The sequence below is a fragment of the Paenibacillus sp. FSL R5-0887 genome, from assembly GCF_038002305.1.
GTDB classification, from domain to species: domain Bacteria; phylum Bacillota; class Bacilli; order Paenibacillales; family Paenibacillaceae; genus Paenibacillus_AQ; species Paenibacillus_AQ odorifer.
Window position 1 is genome coordinate 2,925,924 of the sequence record NZ_JBBOCE010000001.1, and the last position, 25,618, is coordinate 2,951,541.

25 protein-coding genes are annotated in these 25,618 nt (G+C 42.6%); 5 read left to right on the top strand and 20 right to left on the bottom strand.

Translation table 11 applies throughout. The features are described 5' to 3' along the window. Positions 1-125: 125 nt before the first annotated feature. The 10 genes from MKY14_RS13250 to MKY14_RS13290 form a co-directional block, all read right to left on the bottom strand. On the bottom strand, positions 126-965 hold the full coding sequence (locus MKY14_RS13250; RefSeq protein ID WP_076307282.1) for a hypothetical protein: 840 nt from the start codon (positions 963-965) through the stop codon (positions 126-128). Between the two features lie 736 nt (positions 966-1,701). Next, positions 1,702-2,160, bottom strand: coding sequence for a hypothetical protein (locus tag MKY14_RS13255; RefSeq protein WP_076130208.1), 459 nt, complete (start codon positions 2,158-2,160; stop codon positions 1,702-1,704). Between the two features lie 916 nt (positions 2,161-3,076). Continuing rightward, on the bottom strand, positions 3,077-4,216 hold the full coding sequence (locus tag MKY14_RS13260; protein WP_081387989.1) for a DUF4367 domain-containing protein: 1,140 nt from the start codon (positions 4,214-4,216) through the stop codon (positions 3,077-3,079). Continuing rightward, positions 4,198-4,746: an RNA polymerase sigma factor gene (locus tag MKY14_RS13265; RefSeq protein WP_076279283.1), complete on the bottom strand. Its 549-nt coding sequence runs from the start codon at positions 4,744-4,746 to the stop codon at positions 4,198-4,200. The genes MKY14_RS13260 and MKY14_RS13265 overlap by 19 nt, the downstream gene beginning before the upstream one ends. Before the next feature lie 65 nt (positions 4,747-4,811). Then, entirely contained in the window at positions 4,812-5,045 is a 234-nt protein-coding gene (locus tag MKY14_RS30830) for a pyridoxamine 5'-phosphate oxidase family protein (protein ID WP_143759939.1), read from the bottom strand. A 649-nt stretch (positions 5,046-5,694) separates the two neighbouring features. Continuing rightward, positions 5,695-6,864 carry an MFS transporter gene (locus MKY14_RS13270; RefSeq protein WP_340976619.1) on the bottom strand — a complete coding sequence of 390 codons (1,170 nt, stop codon included), beginning with the start codon at positions 6,862-6,864 and terminating at the stop codon, positions 5,695-5,697. A 23-nt stretch (positions 6,865-6,887) separates the two neighbouring features. Then, positions 6,888-7,706: a MerR family transcriptional regulator gene (locus MKY14_RS13275; protein WP_076194965.1), complete on the bottom strand. Its 819-nt coding sequence runs from the start codon at positions 7,704-7,706 to the stop codon at positions 6,888-6,890. Between the two features lie 977 nt (positions 7,707-8,683). Further along, on the bottom strand, positions 8,684-9,661 hold the full coding sequence (locus MKY14_RS13280; RefSeq protein WP_076277409.1) for a phosphotransferase enzyme family protein: 978 nt from the start codon (positions 9,659-9,661) through the stop codon (positions 8,684-8,686). A 248-nt stretch (positions 9,662-9,909) separates the two neighbouring features. Continuing rightward, positions 9,910-10,833 carry a helix-turn-helix transcriptional regulator gene (locus MKY14_RS13285; protein WP_076130257.1) on the bottom strand — a complete coding sequence of 308 codons (924 nt, stop codon included), beginning with the start codon at positions 10,831-10,833 and terminating at the stop codon, positions 9,910-9,912. A 276-nt stretch (positions 10,834-11,109) separates the two neighbouring features. Further along, positions 11,110-12,291 (bottom strand): MFS transporter, encoded by a 1,182-nt coding sequence (locus MKY14_RS13290; protein WP_076277410.1) that lies wholly within the window; start codon positions 12,289-12,291, stop codon positions 11,110-11,112. A gap of 181 nt (positions 12,292-12,472) precedes the next feature. Between MKY14_RS13290 and MKY14_RS13295 the strand changes: the two genes are divergently transcribed. Together MKY14_RS13295 and MKY14_RS13300 are read left to right on the top strand one after the other, a co-directional pair. Then, complete coding sequence (locus MKY14_RS13295; RefSeq protein WP_254847659.1) at positions 12,473-13,333, top strand: LysR family transcriptional regulator; 861 nt, start codon at positions 12,473-12,475, stop codon at positions 13,331-13,333. An 80-nt stretch (positions 13,334-13,413) separates the two neighbouring features. Then, positions 13,414-13,821 (top strand): VOC family protein, encoded by a 408-nt coding sequence (locus MKY14_RS13300; RefSeq protein ID WP_340976621.1) that lies wholly within the window; start codon positions 13,414-13,416, stop codon positions 13,819-13,821. Between the two features lie 567 nt (positions 13,822-14,388). Here the strand turns inward: MKY14_RS13300 and MKY14_RS13305 are convergent. From MKY14_RS13305 to MKY14_RS13325, 5 genes are all read right to left on the bottom strand, one after another. Beyond that, the gene (locus tag MKY14_RS13305) at positions 14,389-14,739 is read right to left on the bottom strand and encodes a DUF6678 family protein (protein ID WP_217696514.1); all 351 of its coding nucleotides are present in this window, start codon (positions 14,737-14,739) and stop codon (positions 14,389-14,391) included. 327 nt (positions 14,740-15,066) lie between these two features. Then, entirely contained in the window at positions 15,067-16,212 is a 1,146-nt protein-coding gene (locus MKY14_RS13310; RefSeq protein WP_076304646.1) for a hypothetical protein, read from the bottom strand. 307 nt (positions 16,213-16,519) lie between these two features. Beyond that, positions 16,520-18,688, bottom strand: a complete 2,169-nt coding sequence (locus tag MKY14_RS13315; protein WP_081387971.1) for a serine hydrolase domain-containing protein — start codon at positions 18,686-18,688, stop codon at positions 16,520-16,522. Positions 18,689-18,890: 202 nt separating this feature from the next. Next, entirely contained in the window at positions 18,891-19,244 is a 354-nt protein-coding gene (locus MKY14_RS13320) for a VOC family protein (protein ID WP_076130263.1), read from the bottom strand. Positions 19,245-19,404: 160 nt separating this feature from the next. Beyond that, positions 19,405-20,016, bottom strand: a complete 612-nt coding sequence (locus tag MKY14_RS13325; protein ID WP_076130264.1) for a DedA family protein — start codon at positions 20,014-20,016, stop codon at positions 19,405-19,407. Positions 20,017-20,101: 85 nt separating this feature from the next. On the opposite strand from MKY14_RS13325, the gene MKY14_RS13330 reads away from it, so the two are divergent. The 3 genes from MKY14_RS13330 (at position 20,102) to MKY14_RS13340 (ending at position 22,005) form a co-directional block, all read left to right on the top strand. Then, positions 20,102-20,317 carry a hypothetical protein gene (locus MKY14_RS13330; protein ID WP_076130265.1) on the top strand — a complete coding sequence of 72 codons (216 nt, stop codon included), beginning with the start codon at positions 20,102-20,104 and terminating at the stop codon, positions 20,315-20,317. Between the two features lie 42 nt (positions 20,318-20,359). After that, positions 20,360-21,547, top strand: a complete 1,188-nt coding sequence (locus tag MKY14_RS13335) for a hypothetical protein (RefSeq protein ID WP_076130266.1) — start codon at positions 20,360-20,362, stop codon at positions 21,545-21,547. Positions 21,548-21,792: 245 nt separating this feature from the next. After that, positions 21,793-22,005 (top strand): hypothetical protein, encoded by a 213-nt coding sequence (locus tag MKY14_RS13340; RefSeq protein WP_038572647.1) that lies wholly within the window; start codon positions 21,793-21,795, stop codon positions 22,003-22,005. Between the two features lie 85 nt (positions 22,006-22,090). On the opposite strand, the gene MKY14_RS13345 is transcribed toward MKY14_RS13340, so the two are convergent. The 5 genes from MKY14_RS13345 to MKY14_RS13365 form a co-directional block, all read right to left on the bottom strand. Further along, positions 22,091-22,402, bottom strand: a complete 312-nt coding sequence (locus MKY14_RS13345; protein WP_076130292.1) for a hypothetical protein — start codon at positions 22,400-22,402, stop codon at positions 22,091-22,093. A 120-nt stretch (positions 22,403-22,522) separates the two neighbouring features. Then, positions 22,523-23,398, bottom strand: coding sequence for a cysteine ABC transporter substrate-binding protein (locus MKY14_RS13350; protein WP_076130267.1), 876 nt, complete (start codon positions 23,396-23,398; stop codon positions 22,523-22,525). A 19-nt stretch (positions 23,399-23,417) separates the two neighbouring features. Then, positions 23,418-24,173: an amino acid ABC transporter ATP-binding protein gene (locus MKY14_RS13355; protein ID WP_076134604.1), complete on the bottom strand. Its 756-nt coding sequence runs from the start codon at positions 24,171-24,173 to the stop codon at positions 23,418-23,420. 22 nt (positions 24,174-24,195) lie between these two features. Then, positions 24,196-24,873, bottom strand: a complete 678-nt coding sequence (locus MKY14_RS13360) for an amino acid ABC transporter permease (RefSeq protein WP_076130269.1) — start codon at positions 24,871-24,873, stop codon at positions 24,196-24,198. After that, positions 24,854-25,519 (bottom strand): amino acid ABC transporter permease, encoded by a 666-nt coding sequence (locus tag MKY14_RS13365; RefSeq protein ID WP_076186917.1) that lies wholly within the window; start codon positions 25,517-25,519, stop codon positions 24,854-24,856. The genes MKY14_RS13360 and MKY14_RS13365 overlap by 20 nt, the downstream gene beginning before the upstream one ends. Between the last annotated feature and the right edge of the window lie 99 nt (positions 25,520-25,618).

A 25,618-nucleotide genomic window follows, 5' to 3' on the forward strand; every position in this document is an offset into this window, starting at 1 on the left:
TACTTCAACAAATAAAAAAGGAGCATTGCCATGGCAATGCTCCTCAGCTATCGTTTCCCGTAAGCTTAATAGATTGCCCTCTTTCTCAACCTGCAATCATTAGAATCCAATCTCTCGTTAGTTTGTTAATATTCTGATAAAATGCTCTCTAAAACTTGCTTATAATCGTTTTTATTATAAGAAGAGTTATCAACTTTTATCTTGGTAATGTTTAATCTGGTAAAAATCTCTTTTTCTAGTTCCCTTCTTGCTTTAAGAACCTGCAGTGTTCCATCTAACCCTTTATAATTTTGTGTTTTTCCATACCCCTGGTTCGTGTAATATTCAATAAATCCCTCTGACCATTCCTGAGGTCTTTCCTTTACAGCCTTTCTGAAAGAATGATCAAAATCATTCTGCTGTACGTATATCAACAATGGATTCAGCCGCTCTACAATTGTTGCCAGTTCAATAACATAACTTATAACGTCTTCCTTCTCCGCACCATGTTTAATCATGCCTATAGTTACAGGGTTTTGTATAAAACAACAATCAAAAACAAAGGTGTCTGCGCCATACAAAACACGATCCGCAAACTTCGTCCATCGTTCTGTTATCAGTTTCCTATTTTGATCTAGCGGCAATTCATAAATATCATGTTTAAAAACTGCGCGATGCAATTCATCTGGAAAACTTGACCAGACTTCACTTTTTATTTTCCGATATTCTAGGAAGTAATCGTTATCTTGTTGAATCATTAGATTACTCAACAAATCTTTAAACTTTTTATGGGTATTCAATAATTCATCCCATTCAGTTTTCTTAAAGAAAGCGACTCCATCATAATCAGCAGGATGTTCCAAATTACCTTCTAAAAATAGCTGGGATGTAATGTTCACTTCCGTAAGAATTTCATGAACGAGCTGAGCAGTTGTTGTTTTACCAGATCCTGGCATTCCCTCAATCAAGACTAATTTCGATCGCATAATAAATTTCCTCCACTCGCTAGTAGAAGGATAAACAGGTAGGAATCAATAGAGATGCTGTTTCCCACAAATAAAAGCGGATACCATCAGGTATCCGCAGGATGGGTATATGATACACCTTTCCCTGCACACCTTGTAAGATTAAAGAAAAGCACACCTAATAAAATAGTGTAATCACTATTTCAGGCATTCTTTCAAATTGTTAATCTTTACAGAGTATTCCACATGATAAGGTTTATGCTCCTTTGTTAGCATCTCTATCGTTTAGATTAACAGTAAGCATAGGTAAATACAATCAGGGACTTTCTAAACAATCCTGCCCGTTAGCTTAACGGAACTTCGATATTATTGTTATTATCTGATTTAGGATGAAGACGATTTTCTATCACAAAAAAATGATTGAAAATACCTACTACTCGTATTTTGTTATCTGCCTCTCCAAAAATTTTTGTTTCTGCTGTCATAAAAATAATCTGATGTGTGAGACTTGATGATTTCAAGTCATTAATAGTATGAAAGCAATTTGAGCTTTCGGAACTGTCACATTTAAGACCGTGAACCTTATGGAGGTAATTATCATAATATTGACTACTTGGTTTTGTATAAGCCATCACAAATAATAATATGGAAACGATTAGAAAAGCATATTTCTTCTTGATAAAGGCACCTCATCTCTTATGGATAATCGTACTATATAATACCGCATTTAACTGCCGAATAGTGCTTTTGAATACACTTATATCCACGTTTGAAACGATTTATTGACCATCTTAACATTGTTCATTTTTGCCCAACTCTTTAAATCCGAGATACCTTTATCTTCATCCTTTGAATACCTAAATGCCATATCTAATGGGACGATCTTCCTCCTGTAAGGTAATATCCCAATAACAGGTTTAAAGTACCCCCTGGTCATTATCACTTTAATATCCTTTGAATTAATAATATTTCCATTTAATATAATTTGCTCATTGGATAGGCATAACTCCGTTGGTTTCTTAAAAAATGTTCTGTACAATGCGAGTAACAATAAAACTAAACACAAAAGAACCACAGTTAACGAAGTGTAGAATACCCCTCTCTGATTCCATAATCTCAATCCAAGAATAGATTGACTCGATATAAGAGCAATCATGCCTATAATAGTTCCAATTCTGGATGGATTCTTAACTGGATATTTTATTTCCGTCAACATGGCTCCCCCCTGTTCAAATCCCATACCTTAGAATACCACATATTGGAAGTATCCTGCCCGTTAGTTGAACATAGGCAGCCGATCCATTGACCGACTGCCTGTGTGTCGTTATTGAGTTATCGTTTCACGTTAACGTAAAGTTAAGGTAATGAATCGACATGTGATTCGACTTCAAAAATAAATTCTTCGAGCTTATCGCAGTCAAACCAACCACTTTTTTCATTGATTTCATAAAGCACTTGAATTTTGCTGCTGGGGCAGTGGAACGCTATGTAACTTCCCCGTCCAAAATGAGCTAATGCCTGCACTAGGGCTTGTTCAGTATCTTTCCATGTAGCAAAACCGGCTTTGAGGCGCTACCGTCTCCTTTGTGTAACAGGATGTTTCCCGAGTTCAATCGTGTACGCATAGGTTCCATTCTTTCGTTTGCTGATACAGGCTCGCATCGTTATTCAGCCTCCTCGTTGATTTTCAGTCGTGTTACACTTGTACTGGAAAACAGAACAGCGGGATTGTCGTTATACATAGAGGACAAACTTGAACCACTGAAGACGGTCTTTATGTATAGAGGGCAGACTTCGAGTGTTACATTGCGCAGCAGTATAGCACACTGTACCCACTTGAGGTTTGCCCTTTTTTTGAAACTGGTTTTCATAATCCATCTTTTCCAGCTCTAATTATGCACTTTCTCTGGTTTAGCCCCTCCATGCTGCTCCTTATTCCGAGAGGCTATAATCTGCAATATCTTGCTACATTGCTACATTAATAATATGAATCGGAAGTTCATATGAGAGCAATGCAAGAATTCTTATAAAATCTCACGAATATGCAGTGCTTCGCATATGCAAAAAACGCTCGAGGGCTGTCCCGCTATCATAGATAGCGAAACAGTCCTGAGCGTAATATCTGTGTTCGTTTAATTCATCATACTGGCAGCAATACGGATGACCTCATCCTTGGTCAACTCAGATTTCTCCTGGCGAACCGACACATTATAGATGATCTGCGCTTCCGGGTCAGACCAGACTAGTCTATACTTATACCCCAGGTCAATCTTTTCGTTGCTGGAAGGTTCGAGATAAATGAGCTGCTTGCCGCCAATATCAATATTCTCCACCTTTGTCGTTTTGGTCCACATCAGGCTTTCTACCGGTGTAGCTTTTTCATCAACACGTGAGGCACTGATTCTCACCTGAATCTTCCCCTTCTTGTACACAAGTGTAGAAGAATCATAGGCAATATTCTCCGCCTTCTCCCGTTTCCAAGTCATCCGGAAGTTGTCTCCTAGGTCTATCTCGCTTTCACCTTTAAACTGCTTGTCATCTTCGACCTTTATAAAAGAAGGCTTGATAAACGCCTCGTCCAAGGTATACCCGTCCGGCATATATCCCGGTTGCTTCACTTCGGGAGCGTGGTGCTTCTCAACACTGGTCTTATAAGTGGAATAGTCCTTGACTATGATCGGCGGGCAGTATAACCCAAGATGAGATTCTTCTTTCCCGTCTTCACGTTTGATAACATAGGTGGCATACTCTCCAGGAAGCAGCAACTTCTCAATGGCATTGTAGCCCTTTGCATATTTCATCTTGTAGAGTTCATCCTCTTTGCTCAGCTGCGCTTTGGCCGGCCAGGGAATCAAGGGTTCATTCGGCTTCTCTATCATTCCACCTGATTTCGTTGCCAGAAGTGGCTTATAGGGCAGCACCTTGTACTGAATTTGGGCCCCCTGCCGGAGTTCACCGGAATACTGGGTATAACCGCCGCCCAACAAGACCATTACAAGTAGTGCCGCCACCCAGCCCTGCACCGGAATCCGCAGGATTCTCCTCCGGCTCCGCCCCGTTCCGGCTTCTGTCTTTAGCCTGCGCATAACGTTAGGAGCCCCTTCGTTTGGCGGAAGTGTCTGCAGAGGGGTCTGCTCTTCTGCAGCAGGTAAGATCCCGCCAAGCCCGAGCGCTGTCATTACCTGTTCATGAACATCAACGGGGATGAAATTGGCGGACCGGTCTCCGTGCTTCAGAAACCGCTCCTCCGAGGTTAATTCACTCTTGTCCATAGTTGTTTCTCCTTTCTCTCCAACACCTTTTTAAGCTTGCCTTTGGTCCGTTCATATCTTTTGCGTACGGTAGCCGTACTGACACCCAGAATTTCGCCGATTTCCGCAAACGATTTATCTTCATAAATACGCAGAATCAACAAATTCCGGTCTTCCACATTCAGCTTCCCCAGGGCGGTCGAGACTGGCTCGCTGAACAGACGGTCCTCGACCATTTGTTCGGCACTGTTCACCGCAACCTCCTGCCAGAGCAGCTTGCGCAATTGAAACTGAAATTTCTGCCGCCGCAACTGATTCAGACAATGGTGGTACGCGATCTTGTAGAGCCATGATACGAAATCCGCCTGCGGCTTGTATTGCCCGATATTCTGATAGGCCTTAATCAGGACATCCTGCACCGCATCCTCCGCCTCTTCCCTGCTGTTCAGCATCCGGAAGCAGTAGAGGTATATCCGCTGCTGGTACAGCTTGATTACATCTGAGAACAGGCGGGCATCTCCGGCCTGTATTCTCCTAATCTTCTCTTCCATAGAATCCACGTTGGTCTCCTTTCTTCTATTTCTTCTGTTTCTATAGATATAACACTTGAGTAGCCTCAGGCGTGACATTTATTTCTTCCGGCTGCACAGCAAATGAGACCTACAGATGAATCCCGGTTGGTGATCCGCTTGAACATTTGCATCACCTTCTCAGCCAGGTTCCTGTTTTTCCAGTATTGGACTGCATCGGCATGGACCTTAATCAGAATTACATCCGGGTCATCATAGCCGGTCTTCAGGAGCGCCCCGCAAATAAAGGCAGGACCAACATTGGTGGGGGTTGGCGGCAGTGACTTTCTCTCGCTGGACTTTCCTAGGGATCGGTAACGTAAATGGAGTTACACTTAGCTTAGCTGGCAGCTGACAGCAGCCTGACTCCACGATATAGAATCCGGTACTTTTACTACAAGCTAGCCGCTCTGGGCACCCTTGAACCCCTCGCGGACAAGAACACCAAAATACTTTTGGCCGACAAACTTCTCGCCATGAACTATCCAATAGTAACGATAGCACGAATCGTGATCCACTTTTCTCGTCCTAAGTATGCCAATCTGGTCGTAATAACGCAGTGTCATCTCCTATCTACAACATAATGTGAGTATACAGTTTCCCGTGCTGAGAAACGTCAATGATGCTTTTATTCATTCGAGAAATTACTCTTAGATGAACAAAAGCAGCCGATCGTGTTGATCGGCTGCCTTCTTGTTTTTATTAAGATATCGTTTCACTCTAGCTTAAAGTTAAGGTAATGAATCGACATATGATTCGACTTCAAAAATAAATTCTTCGAGGTCATCGCTTCTAATATCTGACAGTAATCAAATAAACACTCAACATCAGCTCTGTCCATTAAATTGGAATGCTGATACTCAGTCCCAGATGGCTCTGGAAAAATTCGGCGATAAAGTTCTCTTTGTCGTTCTCCAATCCATTTCTTATTTAAACCATAGTAGTTTTAGTCCTACTGCTCATTTTTTTAAATAGTAAGCTAGCAAGAAGTAAAGCTATGCATACAGCGGCAAAACCCAGCCAATTCAAATATAGGACAGAGGTACGACTGATGACTAACCCGCCTAATCCAGATCCCAGTGCAAAGCCAAATTGGATGAACGAAGTATTTACACTAAGAGCAATGTCCGGATTTCGAGGCGCCAGAGTAACCAGATATAGTTGCTGGGCCGGGGAAATACTCCACGTTGCTAACATAAAAATCATTAAAACCAAGATTAAAACCAACAGATTGACTCCGGCTAGAGCGAATAAAAGCAGTGTCGTCCCTTGTAACAGGAGCCCGAGACAAATGGTGAATTTCGATCCCTTTGCATCTGCCAGTTGTCCGCCCAGCTTTGATCCGACAAAGCTGCAAATGCCCGCCAGGAACAGAACACCGCTAATTTCGGTCATGGAAAGAGAGGACGTGGCTTGCAAGAAAGGCGTAATATAAGTAAATAGTGTAGAATAGCCGCCGACATAAAATAACGTAATAACCAAGGCCATCAGAATGGTTGGATTTTTTAAAATAGAGAGCTGCATTCTGAGGGTAACCTTTTCCTCTTCTTTGATTGCCGGAACCTTTTTATAGATGATAAGTAATGGAAGAATACTTAATAATCCGATTAAAACAAATAGCACTCTCCATCCAAACATCTCACTAAAAAATGTGCCCACAGGAACACCAAGCACTAGTGAACTGCTAAGCCCCATCAAAATGATACCGATGGCATTGCCCCTTTTTTCTTTTTCAACGAGTCGGGTCGCTATTGCCATGGCTACAACGGTAGCGACTCCTCCGCTAGCCCCTTGGATAATACGTATCCATAGTACTGTTTCATAAGCAAGATCTACAAACATAAGTCCGTTGCTGGCAATAAACACACCTAGGGTGATCATTAGTAGTTTCTTGCGATCTGCATTGATCGTTAATGCAATCAAAACCGGAGCGACAAAGGCTGCAGAGAGGGCAAACACAGTCACCAATAATCCAACTTCAGAAGTAGATACTCCCAAGTCCACAGCAATCATCTCAATAACTCCTGTAATAATATATTCAATGGTTCCAATCAGAAAAACAGCCAGTGCCAGAATATAAATGATCCGTTTATTTTTCAATTTCCCCCACTCCACTTCTTCTGTTATCTATTTATAATGGGAATTTGTATTTCTATGAATTGTGCATCTCGTTCTGGAGATAACGGTAAATATAACTCCCTGCCCGGTTCGTTCTCCTTGATCTGATAGTTGTTTTTCTCAATCCATTTAGCTAAATGAACACAGGCCGCACAATCAAAACTAGTATTTGAATGAAAAGCCATTGTGGCCATCATCGGTTCAGGAGGAAGAGTCCGTAGCTGAAACGGTTCTGGAAATGATCGCAGCTCACAGGTTAAAAAATACCCGACTTCAAACTCAAACTCATCCTCTTTTCCTTCGACTTCTTTCCACAAAACAACCTGAGGGCCTTGAATGAATTGACGATTTTCCGTCGTTATAAACTGATCAAATTGACGAAGCAAATCCGGAATGTCCTCTTCTTTCCCGCATGCTTTCTGATAAAGAAACAATTGAGCACCCTCTGCTTTGACTCTGATTTCTTGACCCGTTTCGAATTGCCCCTCTTTTTCTATAAGCTGCATACGTTCCTCAATCCTGACGAGTTTAGCTTGTTCCGTATCGATGATATGCTGGATTTCGCTTCTTTTCAGCTTAAACATGCCTTGAATATTTTCTAATGAAATATTTTCCTGAAGCAGCTGTTTAATTTGAGGCAATGTAAAACCCAATTCCTTATAGATTAAAATTCGGTTGAGCTCAAGGAGCTGATCTGCGGAATAGTAACGGTAGCACGTATCCTGATCCACTTTTTTCGGCCTTAGTATGCCAATCTGGTCGTAATAACGCAGTGTTTTTAAGGATACCTTGCTTAGCCTAGAAAATGCACTAATTTTGAACAAAATATCATCTCCAATCTATAACATAAAGTGAGTATACAGTTTCCCGTGCAGGGGAAAGTCAAGGATGCTTTTATTTATTTGAGAAATTACTCTTAGATGAACAAAAGCAGCTGATCGTGTTGATCGGCTGCCTTATTGTTTATATTAAGCTTCTTTCCAAGGTTTAATTGGTGCGTTATAAGCCAATAAACGTTTTCACCTTTGCCCATCCTTCAATTATCGCACGGTGTATCTAGGTTGGGCTATAGGTAGCTAATTCCACGCACGGTGTAGATAGCTTGAGCTATAGACGGCTAGTTTAAACACTGGGTAGCACGTTTAGGAGCAAATTTGGCAGGCGGCGTTCTTTTCACCAACTGTTCGGACTCAGTTGCTCTTATTTCCATAATTCAGCTCGTTTTGCCACACTATCGGACTCAGTTGCAGCTATTCGCTCAAATGTACTTCTTTTCTACGCAAATCAAGGGTAATAAGAGCTATACAGTCCGAAATCTTCGTAATATGAACCCATATGCTGAAATAGCTGCAATACAGTCCGATACGATCAAGATCGCGCAAAGGGCAGCTAGTTTCGAGACATAGGCGGCTAGTTTGAGCAACAGGTAACAAATTCCGCGCACGGTGTAGATAGCTTGAGCTATAGACGGCTAGTTTAAACACTGGGTAGCACGTTTAGGAGCAAATTTGGCAGGCGGCGTTCTTTTCACCAACTGTTCGGACTCAATTGCTCTTATTTCCATAATTCATCTCGTTTTGCCACACTATCGGACTCAGTTGCAGCTATTCGCTCAAATGTACTTCTTTTCTACGCAAATCAAGGGCAATAAGAGCTATACAGTCCGAAACCTTCGCAATATGAACCCATATGCTGGAATAGCTGCAATACGGTCCGATACGATCAAGATCGCGCAAAGGGCAGGTGATCGCGCAGCTGGCTGATCGTGATTTGAGACAACGTTTCCCGTTAGTAGAACAAATTACTCCCAGTAAGGAGTCCCACTAAAAAGAAATTCTTTTTTATTTACATATAACTTAAATTCCCGACTTGCTAATCTACTAATGTGACTGGGTAACCACTCATTAGATTCAGGCAACCCAAGCCAAAAATTCATTGTTTCGAGTTGGGCAGCTACAAAGAAGCCTTCTAACTGTTGAACATAGTTATGAGGCAGGTCGAATTGTTTGGCGTATGATTCTAGCAACTGGCTTCTGAACGCTGGGTGGATATAAGAAAGTGCCCAACCTAAATCGAATAAATAATATCCGAACCCGCAAGCTCCAAAATCAATGGCTCTAGCTTCTTGTTTATGAAACACATAATTACTTGGAATCAAGTCTGCGTGAATTATCCCCCAGTTGCCAGGTGTTCTTTCTATATCGTTCATCATTAAAATTGCACGCTCACCGGCCAATTGCAGAATTTCCACATCATTTTTATTGAGCTCACCACCGTCAGCAAGCTGTTTGAGCTTTTCTAATGATTGTGAAATTCTAGTATTATCAAAGGATGGTCTAGTAAATGATTGCGGAACCTTCCAAATAGATGATTGTTTATGAAGCTTTCCGATCAATTCACCTACGCACTCGGCATCATTGACTGTTGGAACAAATTGTTTTTGTTCACCCTCTACCCATTTTACCAATGTACAGTTCATGTCAGCTATCTTAGTAACATATTCACCAATGTTATTTTTTATAGGTGACGGTAACACCAGATCAGTATCATTTATTAATGATTCCAGCCAAATCATTTCTGAATGAATGACTTTTTCCTCAGACCAAATACTTTCCATCGAATCATTTTTTGATAGATGTATCCGCAAACTATAGTAGTTACTTTCCTTATCTGTCACTTTATAGATGGTGTTTGCATTTTGGCCAATATGAGCTATTGATTGATAAGTAATCGAATAACAAGTTAATGCTTCTATTGCAACATCATGAGTATTTAACATGTTCTCCTCACTCCCCCTGAAACAACCGAATAAGGACATCGTAACATGACTTTTTCTAATAGTTCGGGAGAGAACTCTTATATTTATATTTTATCCACCCCTAGTTTATTAAGGTAACTTGCCCGTTAGTTGAATAAAGGCAGCAGATCACATTTACTGACGGGCTGCCTTTATCGTGTTTATGGAACTAGCGTTTCCCGTTAGCTTAACGCCATTGCCTATGCATCACCAATCTCCGATATACGTGTCTACTTTACTTTATTTAATAAGTTTGTCACCATTCTACTCAATGTCCCTTGATCGACGAAGGGAGCAAGGCTTGCCAGCAGATCTGGGCTAAGATGTTCAGCTTCGACTCCACTAATTAACTTCTCGAGATTTTCCCTGTCCAGAAAAGGTGCGAGGCTTATGATCCGGTTAGCATCAATAGTGCCATCTGCAACCCGGTCTACCAAGCGGCTTAACGTTTCTCTGCTAATAAAGGGTGCCAGCCCTTGAACGAAATGCCAGCTCAAGCTACCCTCTTCTGCTTGTTGAACCAACCGATCTACATGTTCTCTTTCAAGAAACGGGGCAATTCCAACAAGATTGTGCACTTCTAAGGAACCGTCAATCGATTTATCTACCAGTCGGCTTAATGTGTCGCTGCTGACGAACGGAGCGAGTCCAGTAATGGCATTCCACATAATTTCGCCCTCTTCTGCCTGACGAACCAGTTCATCCAATGTATCTGTTCCAAGGAACGGAGCCAGCCGCATGATCACGTCTAACTTAAGGACGCTGCTGTCTAATCGTTCTGTAACCTTATGCAGAGCGCTTGCTTTTACAAACGGTGCTACTTCTACAAGCTCTTCCACCTTCATCTCACCGGTATTGACCATCTCTGCAACTTGGTCCGGCCTGTTCTCTGCGATCTCCTCAACGATCGTTCCTAGGTGCTGGTGCTCCCGATTTTCTGAGTTGTCTCCTGCATTTAAAATGTCGTCTACCGTTTTGCCGAATAACCTCGCAAACTGCGGAAGCGTTCCGATATCCGGTAGCGAGTCGCCCCGTTCCCATTTCGATACCGCTTGATGACTTACATTCAGTTGATCGGCAAGTTCCAATTGGGTCAAATCCTGGTCTTTGCGAAGCTTCGAAATATAAGCTCCAATTTTACGCAAGTCGAGCATTGTATACCTCCAATAAAACAAAATGTACAGTGCGCACTGTCGAAAACAGCATAGCATTTCCTCAAACGCAATCCTATCAAGCGGTGGTTGAATTTTCATAGGCGCTTTATTCAACTGTCGGTAGAATTCTCCACTTTTGTCACTTTCATTTATAGGTTTTTTTCTACAGTTCATTTCCATTATCCTGCCTGCTAGTTGAATTACACCACGTACGTTCATAGGTCCATGCAAGCACAACTTCACTAATTGATCAACATGAAGTATCACACGAAACCTTTAATGGAGACGAGAAATGGATGGAGAACTTTTTTTATTTCCTATAGCCATTTGAACGATAATCTGAAGCACGATGATTACAGCCAAACCATAGAATGCTTGAACGAAGCTGCCTGTTGCATCGTGGAGCCAGCCAATCGCTAGCGGCCCAAGCGCTCCGAGAATGTAGCCACCAGATTGGGTCATTGCGGACCAGCTACTAGCTTCTTGAGCATTACTTGTTTCATCAATGGGCAACATCAGTGCAATCGGGAACAGCCCACCCGCTCCAATACCGAGTGGAATCGCCGCGAGCCAGGGGCTAACGGATAGGTTCAGCATCAAGACACCCGTCAACTCTAATATTGCACACCCGACAAGCCAGAATACACGTCTTTGGTAACGATGTACAAGCATCGGAATGAACAAAGTAGAGGGCAGCGATATCAAGGTAAATAAAGTTTGGATTTTGCCGGCAGTCTCTTGGCTATACCCCTGGCTTTGGATTGCTGGCGCAAGCCAAGCGGTCAACGAATAGAAGATCGCTGCCATCAGCCCGAAGAATAATGTCAGCACCCAGGCACGTCTATTGTTCACCGGAAGTGGTGCATTAAGTACACTCGAGATTTTACCGGATTGTCGATCTGTGCGCGCAGACCAGGCTAATCTCAACCAAATCGGCAATGCAATGACTGCCAGTAATGCCCATACAGCCAACGAGCCTCTCCACGAACCACCCAATGTATACTGTAGCGGAACCGATAGTCCCACACTAATGCTGGCCCCCATCACCATCGCTGTAGAGTAAATACCCACCATGGATGCCACTCGGTCAGGGAAGTACTGCTTAATGAAACTGGACAACAGCGGCCCTGCCAATGCAATTCCTACACCGGAAAGAAAAGAAGTGAACATCATCAAAGGAGTTGTACCAACAAACCATCGTAATCCCGTACCTAACCCAATGAGGATTAAAGCCAGAACAATTGCGCCCTCATTTCCCCACCTTCTGCTTAATCGTACGGAGAACGGAGCAAATATGCCCATGCATAATACCGGAAGTGTGGTTAACAAACTGGCGGTAATCCCGCTTATACCCAGATCATTCTGAATGATGCTCATTAGAGGAGAAATGGATGTAATGGGTGGCCGTAAATTCAGTGAAGCCAGGATAAGCGCCAAGACGATATAAAAAAGTTTCATTATGAATCACCTCATGGTAGTAGTATCGCTGCATTCTCCCATGACCCTTTGTTAATAACAGATCTTTGGGCGGTGCACGATTAAGTATAGAATCATTAGAATGATTGAACAATACTATTGTTTCTATTAAAATGATTACTAAAACCAATGATTAGAGGTCATTCATATGGAGATTCGTCAGATGGAAAACTTCATTGCTGTGTGTGAGGAGCTTCATTTTACACGAGCAGCTGAGAAGCTTGGCATATCTCAGCCTACGTTGAGTCAACAAATACGCGCGCTTGAGGATGAACTCGGAGTTCCCTTATTTGACCGAGTCGGCAAAAAGATTGTGATGACTCAAGCAGGAAATCTGTTTTTGGAGCACTGTGTACAGATGATTCGGCATTTACAGAATACCCAGGATGCGTTAGCTGAATTACGCAATGATCAACGAGGTCGGTTGGTAATTGGTGTTCTCCCTTCCGATCTGGACTATCGGCTCACCCCATTGCTCGTGAATTTTCATACGCGATTCCCCAAGGTGCAGCTGAAGCTTATCTCTTCGATCTACGTCTTGAATCAAGTACTAGATAATGAAGTAGACATCGGGATCGAGATCACCTCTGCTCCAGATGATCGGCTTGTACGCATTCCCTTGTGCAGTGAAGAATATGTACTTGTCGTTTCTGAGAATCATGATTGGGCTGAACGAAGCACGATTGGAATCCAGGAACTGCGTAATATCCAAACTGTGATGTTCCCCGAAGGATTTACAGGCAGAGAATTAGTTGATGGCTATTGTCGTAAATATGGATTCAGCTTAGATACGATCATGGAGACCAGTTCGGCAACTTCCATTATTAGCTTGGTGAAAGCCAATGTCGGAGGAACATTGCTGCCTTACCGTTTGATCCAAGCAATGAATGAACCAACATTACGCTGCATCCGAATTACAGACGATCCGCCATATCGTCACTTTGAGATCATTCATCGGTCCGACCGTTTTCTGACAAAATCGGCCAAGGCATTTATTGAGAAAACTATCGAGTATTTCAACTAAAGGTGAGATGCGAAAGAGATCGCTTCTGCTGCCAGAAGTAGAGTATAGTAGGAATGAAAATATATTAGGAGGCTACAGCCATGTCACAGGAGATTTGGATTAACCTGCCAGTCAAAGATGTTGAGAGGTCAACTGTCTTTTTCAATGAGATTGGATTCCAAGCGGTGAGTGTTGGGAACGAGAGAGCTAAGCTTGTAATAGGTCAAACAACAATTCTGCTGTTCCCGGATGCGGCGTTTGAGAAATTTACTGGTTCAAAAACCGCAGATACTTCCCATAGCGCTGAAGTAATCTTCTCCATTGGTGCTGAAAGCAGAGAAGAAGTAGATGCTTTTATCCAAAAAGCAGAGTCTGCCGGAGGAAACATCTTTGGCAAGCCAAGTGAAACTGACGGCTGGATGTACGGCGCAGGATTTGCCGACCTGGACGGTCACCGCTGGAATCTGCTGTACATGGATGAGAGCAAAATGCCAAAACGCGAAATTTGAAGCGAAAAGCCAACACCAACAAATCCAAGATATGGTGTAATGATTCGGGCTTATACGTTGATGAAAAGAGCTGGGGAACGGAATGAATAAAGAAATTAGGGACTTCGCTGAACGAGTTCGATGATTTAGCTGGTCAACTGTACCTGAACATTGAATCAAAGTGGACTATATTTGATTTAGTTCCCTCTCAATACCCTAGTAATGAAAGCCAAATTGCAGATGTTTCTGAGGAAGAAAAATACAATCAGATCATAAAGGTGAGACGTGAAAAGATTATAGATATACAATTGGGAGATAGCACTCCACATTTAATTAAAAGCTTTGAATCAGGTAGCATACTATTTGTTATTGGTTTTCATGAGAAGTATGAATGTTGGCAGGTGGGAGTAGAATCTGATAACTGGCTAGTTGTTGCATGTCCAATGAATGGAATTGCTACATGGACTTCAAATAAATTTGAATAATAATAAAACACTCCATTGTCAGGAGTGTTTTTTCTTTTATATACAGATATACATTTAATGGTCAAACTGTACTTTGTGTTTGGAAGCATTGAGGTGAAGCGTATTATATATAATCAATGAATTCATTAGTTTTGTTATATCCATAAATTATGATGGAGTCGGTAGTTACTTCACCTGGAACATGTATTTTTTTCAAGATTTGAATTAAATCAGCATTTATCGAGTCATCTTCAGCATGAATTTCTAACCACTCAATAAATTTATAACCACCATCTGAAAAATGGTAATACCAATCTCCATCCCAAAGGCTGATATAGCCAGTATCAATGTCTTTAATCCTCCATTTGGTTGGAAAGGCATAGTTGAGCATTGCTTGTCTTATTTCTTCCCATTTTGTGTTGTTCATTAAAGGTTTTAGTTCATTTGAATCCATATATTCACCTTTTTCATCCATCAGTACTGCACGTGTTTATTCCAGTTCATCATTTTTTCTTGTACAAAACTGCCCGTTAGTTGAATGAAGGCAGCTGATCGCATTGACTGACGGGCTGCCTTATCATGTTTATTGAACTAACGTGTCCCGTTAGCGTAATGCAATCAGTAAAAAACTTACCCATACCTACGGTTCACCACTTTGGTTGAAGCGGTGAATTTTGGAGCCACTCTTATATCAACCGAGCACTCATTTTCGGCACGTGACAATTTTCCCAATTAGCTTTTATGAACGCCCGATGCATGAGCGAGCGTGTTGTACTTGAGATAATCATCATATTACTGATCGTCACTCTGCTGTGAATTGTTGTGTTGAGTTCACACCCTCCACAACTTGGCCGCTAGACAGATAGTAATCTCTTTGCACTGAACCGTCTGTTTTGGTGCTTTTGACCACAAAGACCTGGCCTACTTCTATCGGCATCAGATAGTTATCGTAAGGAAGATAATTGTCCACCAGTGGAAGGTCTTTGATATCTTCATAGGCGTCCTCCAATCGCCAAAATTCTCGATAGGCGTAATCCTTGAACCCGTTCAAATCCTGCTTACCAAAATAAGATGCTGCATATTCCTTGCCCTGTAAGGAGATGTAATCTACTCTGGATGGCTCAATATCTTTAGCAATCCAACTTAGGTTCTCAGAATAAATGTTATCGCCATAATGCTCCTGTAATTGATTGCCCATACAAGGGATGGATTGGGTCTTATAGTCCATTTCATCAAGCCCGGTATGCGCTGAGCCGTAAATGCCCATAACGCTCTCATTGCCCAACTTCTCAAATTCGCGAATAAAGTTTTCCGTCATCGTGTCTTCCCGATATACGCCGTCTTCTTTGCTGTAAAAAACACGGCCTTGCCTGATCGCTTCCATTGTTAAAGTATACTTCTCCGATTCTCCCAGATCGTTTGCCACAAGATAAGATAAATAGCGGCTCCCGGTAGTTTCATATTGATGCCCGATGTCTGTGCCGTGGAAAATCGTCTCCGGACACTCGCTCTTTATTTTTTTGTAGAACTCTTTGACATCAGGGTTGTGACTACGTGTCCGTTCCCAATCATCATAAATCTCCTCTAAAATATCATCATTGTCCGACTGCATCCATAGATTCAAGTATTCGGCGGTAAAATAGGGCAGCTCGACGAATAAGTGTCTCATGCCCTCGTTATGGTAGTATTGAGACCACAATTTATATTCCTTGTCCAATATCTTGGCTACGCCGTGTGCTTCACCGTACAGATAAATGCTGCCTGATGCTTGCGCTACCACAGGTGTCACTATAGTCGGCTGCGCAGATTTACTTGCTGTCTTGCCTGCGGTGGAATTATCGCAGGCAGTAAGGCTACTGACCACAAGTATAACGATCAGGGCAAGCAGCAAAGGGTATACAAGCATCATTTTCGCTTTGGCTACGAAGATGAGATTATGGTCATTCATAAACTAGGATCAACCTTTCATGTACATTTATAAATCCATAATTTGGTATTCCCTAGCTGATGCAAGATTTCCTGCTATCTCATCTTCAATTCTATATAGATTAAGGGAAAATGTGTCCTTTAGCGCAACGAAGGTAGCCGTTCATATAGACCAGCTACCTTCGTTTTAGATTAAGCTATTGTTTCCTATTAGAATGAATCAAGGCACTTTTTATGTATCTTTTTAGTTTATCCAACTTTTCTTAGGGAATCTACTTTCATATAGGCAGGACTATATCTTGACTCGTTATGAAATGCCTACTGCGAAGTTACTGAGTGGTAATCTCGAACTTCGTACCAGCATCTCCGGCGAAAACAATAGATCCTCCCGCGGGCAGTTCGACCTGATCCTTGCCACCGATGACACTGAAGTAGATGCATTTTCCCCTGGCATTATAAACAGCGAAGGAAGTGTTCGGGGACATGCTCACCTTAACGATCTTCCCCCTGTCCTTTTCGCTTATCGCATACCATTGGGCGTATCCGTCAGGCAGAATTGTAACGGTTGACATCTTAGTGAAGTTAAAAGGCTTCACGGCATCCTCGTTCACTAAGAGGATTTCACCCATCTTTAGGTACTCAACGCCGTCTTGTGTAAAGAACGTAAGACCTAAAAGATCTCGCCCGCTCATTCCCGGTATTTGCAATTCGGAGATGGCCGTATTCGGGCCGGTTATTCGCTTATCAAACACGTATCCAGGCAACTGTTTCGACACATTCAAGTTGATGGTTACCGATGTCAAATAAGAAATCGACGTATACTTCCCATTCAGCAGATAATACTTCTTGCCGTCGCGCTGCATCCATGCTTTTTTTGTCTTTGTCGAAAGATCTTGAGGCTGGAGCTTTTCCGCGTTGTACTCTGACAGAGCCGTCTGCCCAAGAGCTGGCACCGAAACGTATTGACGAATCCATAAGTAAGTGCGGCCATTCTTATTCGTCACAAAGCTGATCATCACTTTCCCATCCGCACTCTTAAACGTGCCGTCCGCAGAATACTCGTAGATCTGTACCGGGTTATCAGATGGCTGCTCCGAAGTAATGGACATGACGCCGCCTTCGTTAATATCGATGTTAAACGTTCCTATATACGTACCATAGATTCCCGAATACTGCAGCATGGATTCTGGCATATCTGCCTTTACCGGCACGCCGTAAGACTTCTCAGGCTTGATTTCAGCAATTATACCTTTCTCCTTCAGCGCCTGAAGTAGGATTTCGTTCGCCAAAAGCTGGTCGTACGTGCCGCTCCCACCGGAAGAGACAACAGCTACCGCCATCTCCTGCTCTGGAAGCACAACGAGTGACGCGTGATAGAGAGTGACGTCCCCGCCTTTGGTCAATGCCTTTATTCCGTATTCGCTGAACGGATACAGATTGACGCTGTCCCAGCCTAGACCGTATTCGATTGAGTTGTCCGCATCGTCAGGCCACAAAGGCATCTTGTACTCGTTTTGCGCCATGGCCGCAACCGATCTACCAGATAAGACTTCTTCCGCTTCCCCCGTGAAAATCGTTGAAAATCGAGCCAAATCCTCTGCCGTGGAATAGATACCTCCAGTCCCTATCATGTTAATCGTCTGGTTGGGAAGTTGTCCTATATAGTTATGATAATAGAGTCCCGCCATCTTCGCCGTATCCGGAGAATCGAGCGGCGTCACCGTATTAGCCATACCCAGAGGTTCTGTAATATATCGATGGATATAAGAGGTAAAGTCCATGCCGCTGACCTGCTCGACCAAAATCTCGGCCAGCGTAAATCCGTCATTGCAGTAAACCGAATAAGCGCCCGGGTCTGCTTTCAAGGTCTGCTCGGACAGTTGCTTCAGCAGTGTGTCGTGGGCATAGGTGTCGTTATCTTCGAATAAATCGGCGTTCATCACCGATGATCCGTTCAGACCGGAAGAATGATTCAGCAGCATGCGCGCTGTAATCTGCTTATAGCGTGCATCCTTCATCGTAAACTCGGGGATATAATGGACAACCGGCGTATCAAGATCGATTTTCCCTTGATCGACCAACTGCATAACGGCAACCGTGGTAAACATTTTACTCGTCGAGGCGATCCCATACATCGTGTCTTTCGTGAGCGTCTTCTGTCCCTGCTCATCATTTCTGCCGGATTGGCCAGATACAACAATGTTGCCATGATCAATAAGGGCGTACTGTACACTGTTAGTATCGTAACCTTTCGTAAGGAGATCGGCTTTCTCATTTGCAGCTTTCATGGTTAATTCGTAGGTGAGTCCAGCTTCGTAAGAAGGCGAGTCCACTTCAATCGTTGACACGGTTATCGGAGCAGCACTTGACTCGATCACCTCAGTCGTATTCAGTCCTATTGCTATGTTCTGCGTCTCTGTCGCTTTGTTGTCGTCGCAGGAGGTTAACAGCAGAAGCAGACATAGCACAGCTAGCATTATCCATCGACTTTCCATCATTTGAACTCCCCTTCCGGAGTTTTGGTAGATATAACACTAAATTGGTATATTTATATATTAATGAAAAATTAGTATTTACGCAAAACTGCCCGTTAGTTGAATAAAGGCAGCCGATCCACTGACCGGCTGCCTTATGTCATCATTTAGCTATCGCTATTCGATAGTTTAACAATCAAGATTTCTGCACGCTGTGACCACTCTTCTAATGTCTATGCTCAAGGATGTTGATAAGTTTGCCAAACGGGTCGCGGACATAGAATCGCCGAACACCCCAAGGCTCATCAACAAGCCCATATTCTATCGGAAATCCAGCTTTCTTCATGCTTTCAAATGTAGCATCGACATCATCGACTTCAATTGATAGATCAGGCGTAGGCGTTTCTGAGCCACCCTGTGAGGCAAAACTAATCTGAATGCTCATCTCCTCGTCTAAACCATAAGTTCTAATCCAACCATGATCCATCATTAAATCAAGACCGAGCACATCCTCGTAGAAGCATTTAGCTGCCGCGATATCCTTCGTGTTTATATTGGCGACGATTCGTTTGACCTTCATTTCAAACCTCCCAGACAGAAGTAGATTATCCTTGAATATAGAATGCATTCAACATATAACAGTTAATTCTAGCCTCGACGTTCCTGACCTTTATTTATCCATATTAAGCTGCGGAGGCTCACCGAGCAGAAAACACCAGAAAACACCCGAAGAGCTGGCATTAAGTCTGGTTACGAAATCTCCGTACTAACCACCTCAACACAAGAAGCACCACGATTCCGCAAATGGTATAACTGATTGGGCGAATAAATTGCTCCACGATACCCCAGTTGTCACCTAAGCGGTATCCCAGATAGATCAAAGCTAAGTTCCACGGGATACAGCCGAGTGCTGTAAATGTTATGAATCTCCAAGCTTTCATTCCAGCAACCCCTGCGGGCAGTGAGATAAAAGTACGAATAAAGGGCAACATACGAGTAAAAAATACGGTACTCTCGCCATAACGCTCGAACCAACGCTCCGATTGCTCCAAATGATGCTCATTCAAGAGAATATATTTTCCGTATTTTTCTAATAACCGGCGTCCACCAGCCTTACCAATATAGTAGGCAATGATGGAACCCAGTAGGTTTCCGAATATCCCAGCGACAGCAACTTCCATAAAAGTAAGCGAGCCTTGCGCAATCAGCCAGCCACCGCTGAGCATAATCACTTCACTGGGAATGGGAATACAGGCACTCTCTAGAATCATCCCTAACCAGATGCCCCAAATACCCATAGAATTAACAAGGTGAAGCGCGGATTCAGATATCCACGTAAATAGTTGATGCATGAGTGTTCACTCCGCTTCATAAATTTTACTATTCCTTAAGAAAGTCTCGTTATAATTGAACAAAAAACGGGGGGAAAACAAAATAATGATGAAATTCAATATACACAAATTTTTGTATGGCATATTCGTTATAGCCGCTATCTTGCTCATGTTCCCTAAATTTTCTTACAATGATCCCGATACCTTCTGGCATATAGAGCTAGGACAATATATGATCGGGCACGGACAAGTTCTACGTCATGCCATACATACTTTTTACGGAGATAAGCTGCCCTACGTCCCTCATGAATTCGGATTCTAGCTGCTCGTTGCCCCGCTTTATGCAGCTTTTGGATGGCCGGGTGTGTATATTTTGACCGCTGTATGCTTGTTCTTTTTAGTGCTCGGATTGCTTCGGCTGGGTAAGGTTTCACGCAAAGAACTGGGACTTCAAGAAGACCATGTTCTCCTGCTCCCTTTTGTGCTGCTAATTTCTTGCTGGATTTATTATAATTATTTCAAAGGCCGTCCACAGATGATCTCTTCGTTTATGATTGTCTGGTTTTTCGTATATTTACGTGAATATCAAATGAGTTCTCAAAAGAAATATGCCGCTGCGATGATTGCTCTTTCTATTGCCATTGCCAATTTCCATGCAGGAGTATGGCTTGTAATTGCTGTATTTACAGGGATGGCTCTGCTTGAATCCTTGATCCAAAAAACGCTGAATGGGTGTAAAATCATAGTTTTCAGTCTCGTCTGGTTCGTTGGCATTCTAAATCCAGGCGGCGTAAAAAGTCTCTTGTTTATTTTGACAGTTACGAAGAAAAACTTTAACCTGCTGATCAATGAATGGCAGCCGATTCGGTTCAATAGCTTAGAGAATTTGCCCATCTTACTATTGCTTTTGTTCTTTGCCTGCACACTTCCTTTTGCACTCCAGCGTAAACCGTTCCGTTTTTTTCTTATGCTTGGGATTCTATACCTCGGTGTATCAAACTTCAAGCAAAACCTGTTTATGTGGCTGTTCATCCCCTATTTTGCGGCTGTATTTTTTGATGCGCTTCCTGAATTCACCAAAACAGGTATTCTAGTCCGACAAAGTACATTACGAGGGTTACTGGCAGTTGGCCTGCTGCTAAACATTGCTTATCTATTCCTTGTACCACCAGTTATTGACGCCAAAAAATATCCTGTCGATGAAATGGACTATATTCTACAGCATACATCTGAAGGTACACGTCCCAAAGTTCTCGCCCACTACGGTTCATCCGGCTATGTCATGTTTCGAGGGGGAGATGTGTTATGTGATGGCAGACAAGATCCCTTCGTGACAAAAGATTCTCTTGGCGTATTGGGTTGGACTGCTTTTGAACGCTCGATGCACGGATTCTCTGAATACCTTCCCGAGATCGTTAAATACGATCAGCCCGATTATGTAATTACGAGCAAAAAGGTCTCATATAAACTACTCAAGGAATGGACACAAAAATTCGGTCAGCCCGTATTTACGGGGACCTATGGCAGTGTCTTCTCGTTTATCCCAGAGTAATGATCCGGCACATTAATTCCTCACTCTGTAGAACGCAAAAAAACGCTGACCTGAGGCAATCTAGCCTATAGTCACCGATCCGCAAATAAGTATTCTGATTAATAACATCCGCATGGTAAGGATATACATAATTACGACAAATAAGAAAAATAAGTTAGTAAAATATCAAATCTAGCGTAGATTGTTCCTAAATTGTATAGTATTTTATGGAAGAAAGGTAATTTAAAAGAAGGGAGGAATTAAAAATGGACAAGATGTGTATGGAAATGATGATGAACATGTGTATGGATGATATGATGTCTAAGATGAACTGTATGAAGATGGGCATGGAAAAAATGTCTGAAATGGGCATGATGGATATGAACATGGATATGATGATGAAAAAAATGCAGGACTGCGATGAAATGATGACTATGTGTATGACAATGATGCGCGAAGGAATGCAAATGTCTAAGTAGCCTATAGACCATCGTAAGTTTGGCAGAGCAGACTAACTGCATGCCTTTTTTTATTTTCTATTTATTATTACAATGTGAGCTTAAATTATATCCTGATATATCTACTCTGAATCTTCTTCGATAGATTAATCCGTTCCTGCTTTAACTCCCAGATTTTCTCTTTCCACCGATACTGCTCTACTGGATCCGCACTTTCCCTCAGCTTATTAAATAAATCCATTAATATTGCATTTATATCGTCGAATTGAATCCACAGCTCTTTCACACTTTGTTCTGTTGTCTCAGCATGAGAAGCCTTACTCAGCTTATTCAAACGATCTATGATGTCAGCTTGCCACTGTCCATCGTTAATTGCTTTGGCGTAGTTTAGAAGATCCAGATAATCATCGACAGACATTTTCACCGACTCCTTATTCTGTGTATACCCAGTATTATACTCGGCATTATAGAAATTGCAATAGTCTATCTGTAGAAAAGGCATCTTCTCAGATGCCCCCGCAATGTTATTCCCAATCCGTTACTGGATTTTCCCGCCTTCAACGACAAGCTCATCAGTATATCCTTCACCGTAAATTTCATTTAAGGTTTCTTTGTAGGCTTGATGGATAAATTGTTCTTTACCAAGGGTATCAAGTTCTGTATTAATCCAGTCCAGCAATTCCTTATTCCCCTTTGCCACTGCTGGAGCTATTGTATCCTGACCCCCGAAAGCAGGAATGCTGACCGTAAATCCAGGATTTGATTTAGCCCAAGCAATGAGTTCTGTATTATCGTTAGCGATTGCCGCCCCCCGACCATCTTTAAGCGCTGCAAAAATCTCGGTGTACTGATCGAATTTGAGCAATTCAATATCCGGATATTCTTTGGTAAAATAGGTTTCCGCTGTCGTACCTTTAGCTACAATGAGCTTTTGCTTGTTCCCTTTTAATTGATCAATGGAAGTGATTGGAGCACTGTCTGGGGATACGATCCCAAAGGATAATTTCATGTACGGATTAGCAAAATCCACTTTTTCTTTTCTTTCCTCGGTGACCGTAAAGTTAGCCATAATGATATCAACCTTACCGGATTCAAGATAAGCCACGCGGCTGGCAGCATCAACTAACACAAATTCAACCTTCGAGTCATCCCCTAGCAGATCCTTGGCAAAGCGTTTGGCAATATACACATCAAATCCTTGGTTTTTACCCTCAGCGTCCACATAACCAAAAGGTGGTTTGTCTGCAAATACGCCGATCTTAATCTTCCCTTTCTTCTTTAGCTGTTCAATAGAAGTGAATTTAGAAGATGCTGAGTTTCCGTTGTTATCCGAACTATTTCCGCAAGCAGCCAATCCCATCAATAATATACTTACACCTACCAGCATCGTTAGCCATTTCAAACTTTTCTTCATTTCTCTTCCTCTCCTATTTCTATAATTTTTCGTACTGAAATATATCCAGAAAATGCTGGGCACGTTCTGTCGCAGGGTGGGTAAAAAATTGTTGCGGGGCAGCGATCTCACATATCTTGCCTTGATCCATAAACACGATCCGATCCCCAACCGATTTGGCAAACCCCATTTCATGAGTCACGATGATCATCGTCATTCCTTGCTGAGCAAGCCCTAAGATCACATCAAGCACTTCCCGAACCATTTCCGGATCCAAGGATGCTGTCACTTCATCAAATAACATAATCTCCGGATTCATACATAAAGCTCTTACTATAGCTATTCTCTGCTTTTGTCCACCGGAAAGCTGGCGTGGATAGTCCAGTTTACGCTCAAGCAGCCCAACCCGCTCTAAGAGCTGTTCCGCTTGCTGCGTTGCTTCTTTAAGCTCTCTCTTTTGTACTTTCAGAGGGCCTAGAAGAATGTTATCCATAACCGTCATATGCGGGAATAACTCATAATTTTGAAAGACCATTCCGATATGCTGCCTAACTTCACGCCAATCTACAGCAGCCCCCGCGAGGTTCTGCCCACGATATTGTATCGCCCCTTCCTGAACCGGTTCCAAACCGTTAAGACAACGCAGGAACGTACTTTTTCCACAGCCAGAGGGACCGAGAATAACGATTACTTCTCCTTTTTCGACCTGCAATTCAATGCCGTCCAGAACCTTTCGCTCTCCAAAATATTTGTGTAATTGTGTAACCTCCAGCAGGAGTTCTCCGGAATCTGCCATTACAACCGTTCCTTCCTAAGCCTTAATTTTGCCATCTGCTTTCAACTTTTTTCGAAAGTCTGGATAACGGAAAACATACAGAAAAATATAATATAAAGATAAAGCCGTATACCCAGAATGAAGCGGTGGGCGCTTTTATCACGCCGAGTTCAATGATCTGCTGCCCAATCTTTACCACCTCAATCACTCCAATCAGCACCACCAGTGATGTTGTCTTGATCATTCGTGTGGCAAGATTAATCATTCCCGGCAGCATTCTGCGTACAGCCTGCGGGATCAAAATATGCCGATAAAGTTGACTGCTGCTCAGACCTAGCGCCCTGGCAGATTCCACCTGATGTTTTGGCATAGATTGCAAAGCTCCACGAACAAGATCGCCAATTTCCGCAGCTCCCCATAAGCTGAACACCAATATAGAGGTAGCCTCCCCGCTGATATCGATATGAAGTAATGGAGAGAAACTGAAATGTACTACATACAGCCACACTAGAATCGGAATAATTCTAAAGGTCTCCAAATAAAGACGTAATATAAACCTTAATGGCCTCGATCCCAGCGTCCGGAGCAATCCCATAACGATCCCTAATAACGTACCGATTCCAATAGAGAGAAATGAAATTTCAATCGTTACAAGTAAGCCCCCTAATAATCGTTCGAAATTAGAACCTTCAAAAAGCACCTCAATCCCCGAATTCTGCATATCTCACCTTCCTTTCCACCCAAGTCAATAAAAGCGATAAGGGCAGGACTAACACCAAATAGGCGAGTACCAGAAGGAGCAGAGACTCCGCTGTTTTGTAATGCATGCCGATCAAGTCTTTTGCCACATTCATCAAATCCATTAAAGCAATGGCACCTACAATAGAGGTCTCCTTCAGCAGAAAGATCGCATTTGCCCCTAAAGAAGGAATACTTATCGCAAAGGCTTGGGGAAAAATAACATATCTGACCAGCTGCAGCTTAGACAGTCCAATGCTCTGACCTGATTCAATCTGCGATTGGCTAACTGCCTCGAACCCACTTCGAAAAGCCTCCGTCATATAGCTCCCGCCCAAAAATGTCATGCCTACAATCGCACAGGTCATTTCACTAAAGTGAATTCCGATCTTAGGTAAGCCATAGTAAAGAAAAAAGAGCTGCACAAGTAAAGGGGTGTTCCGTGAAAGCTCAATGTAGATCTTAATAACATCACTGACGATTTTGACCTTATAGTACAAGACGATACTGAACAGTAATCCAATAAGGAGTGAGAATACAATAGCTAACAACGCTAGCTTCACTGTCAGCCACATCGCCTCACCATAAAGCGGCAAACTCTCGTAGATAAACTCCCAGTCTAAATTCATATCTGAGTAACCCGATCCCCTTTTCTTAATTTCTAATAATTATCAAAATCTTACATTAAACCTTACGCGTGGTGATATGATTTTATTCATACTATTCCA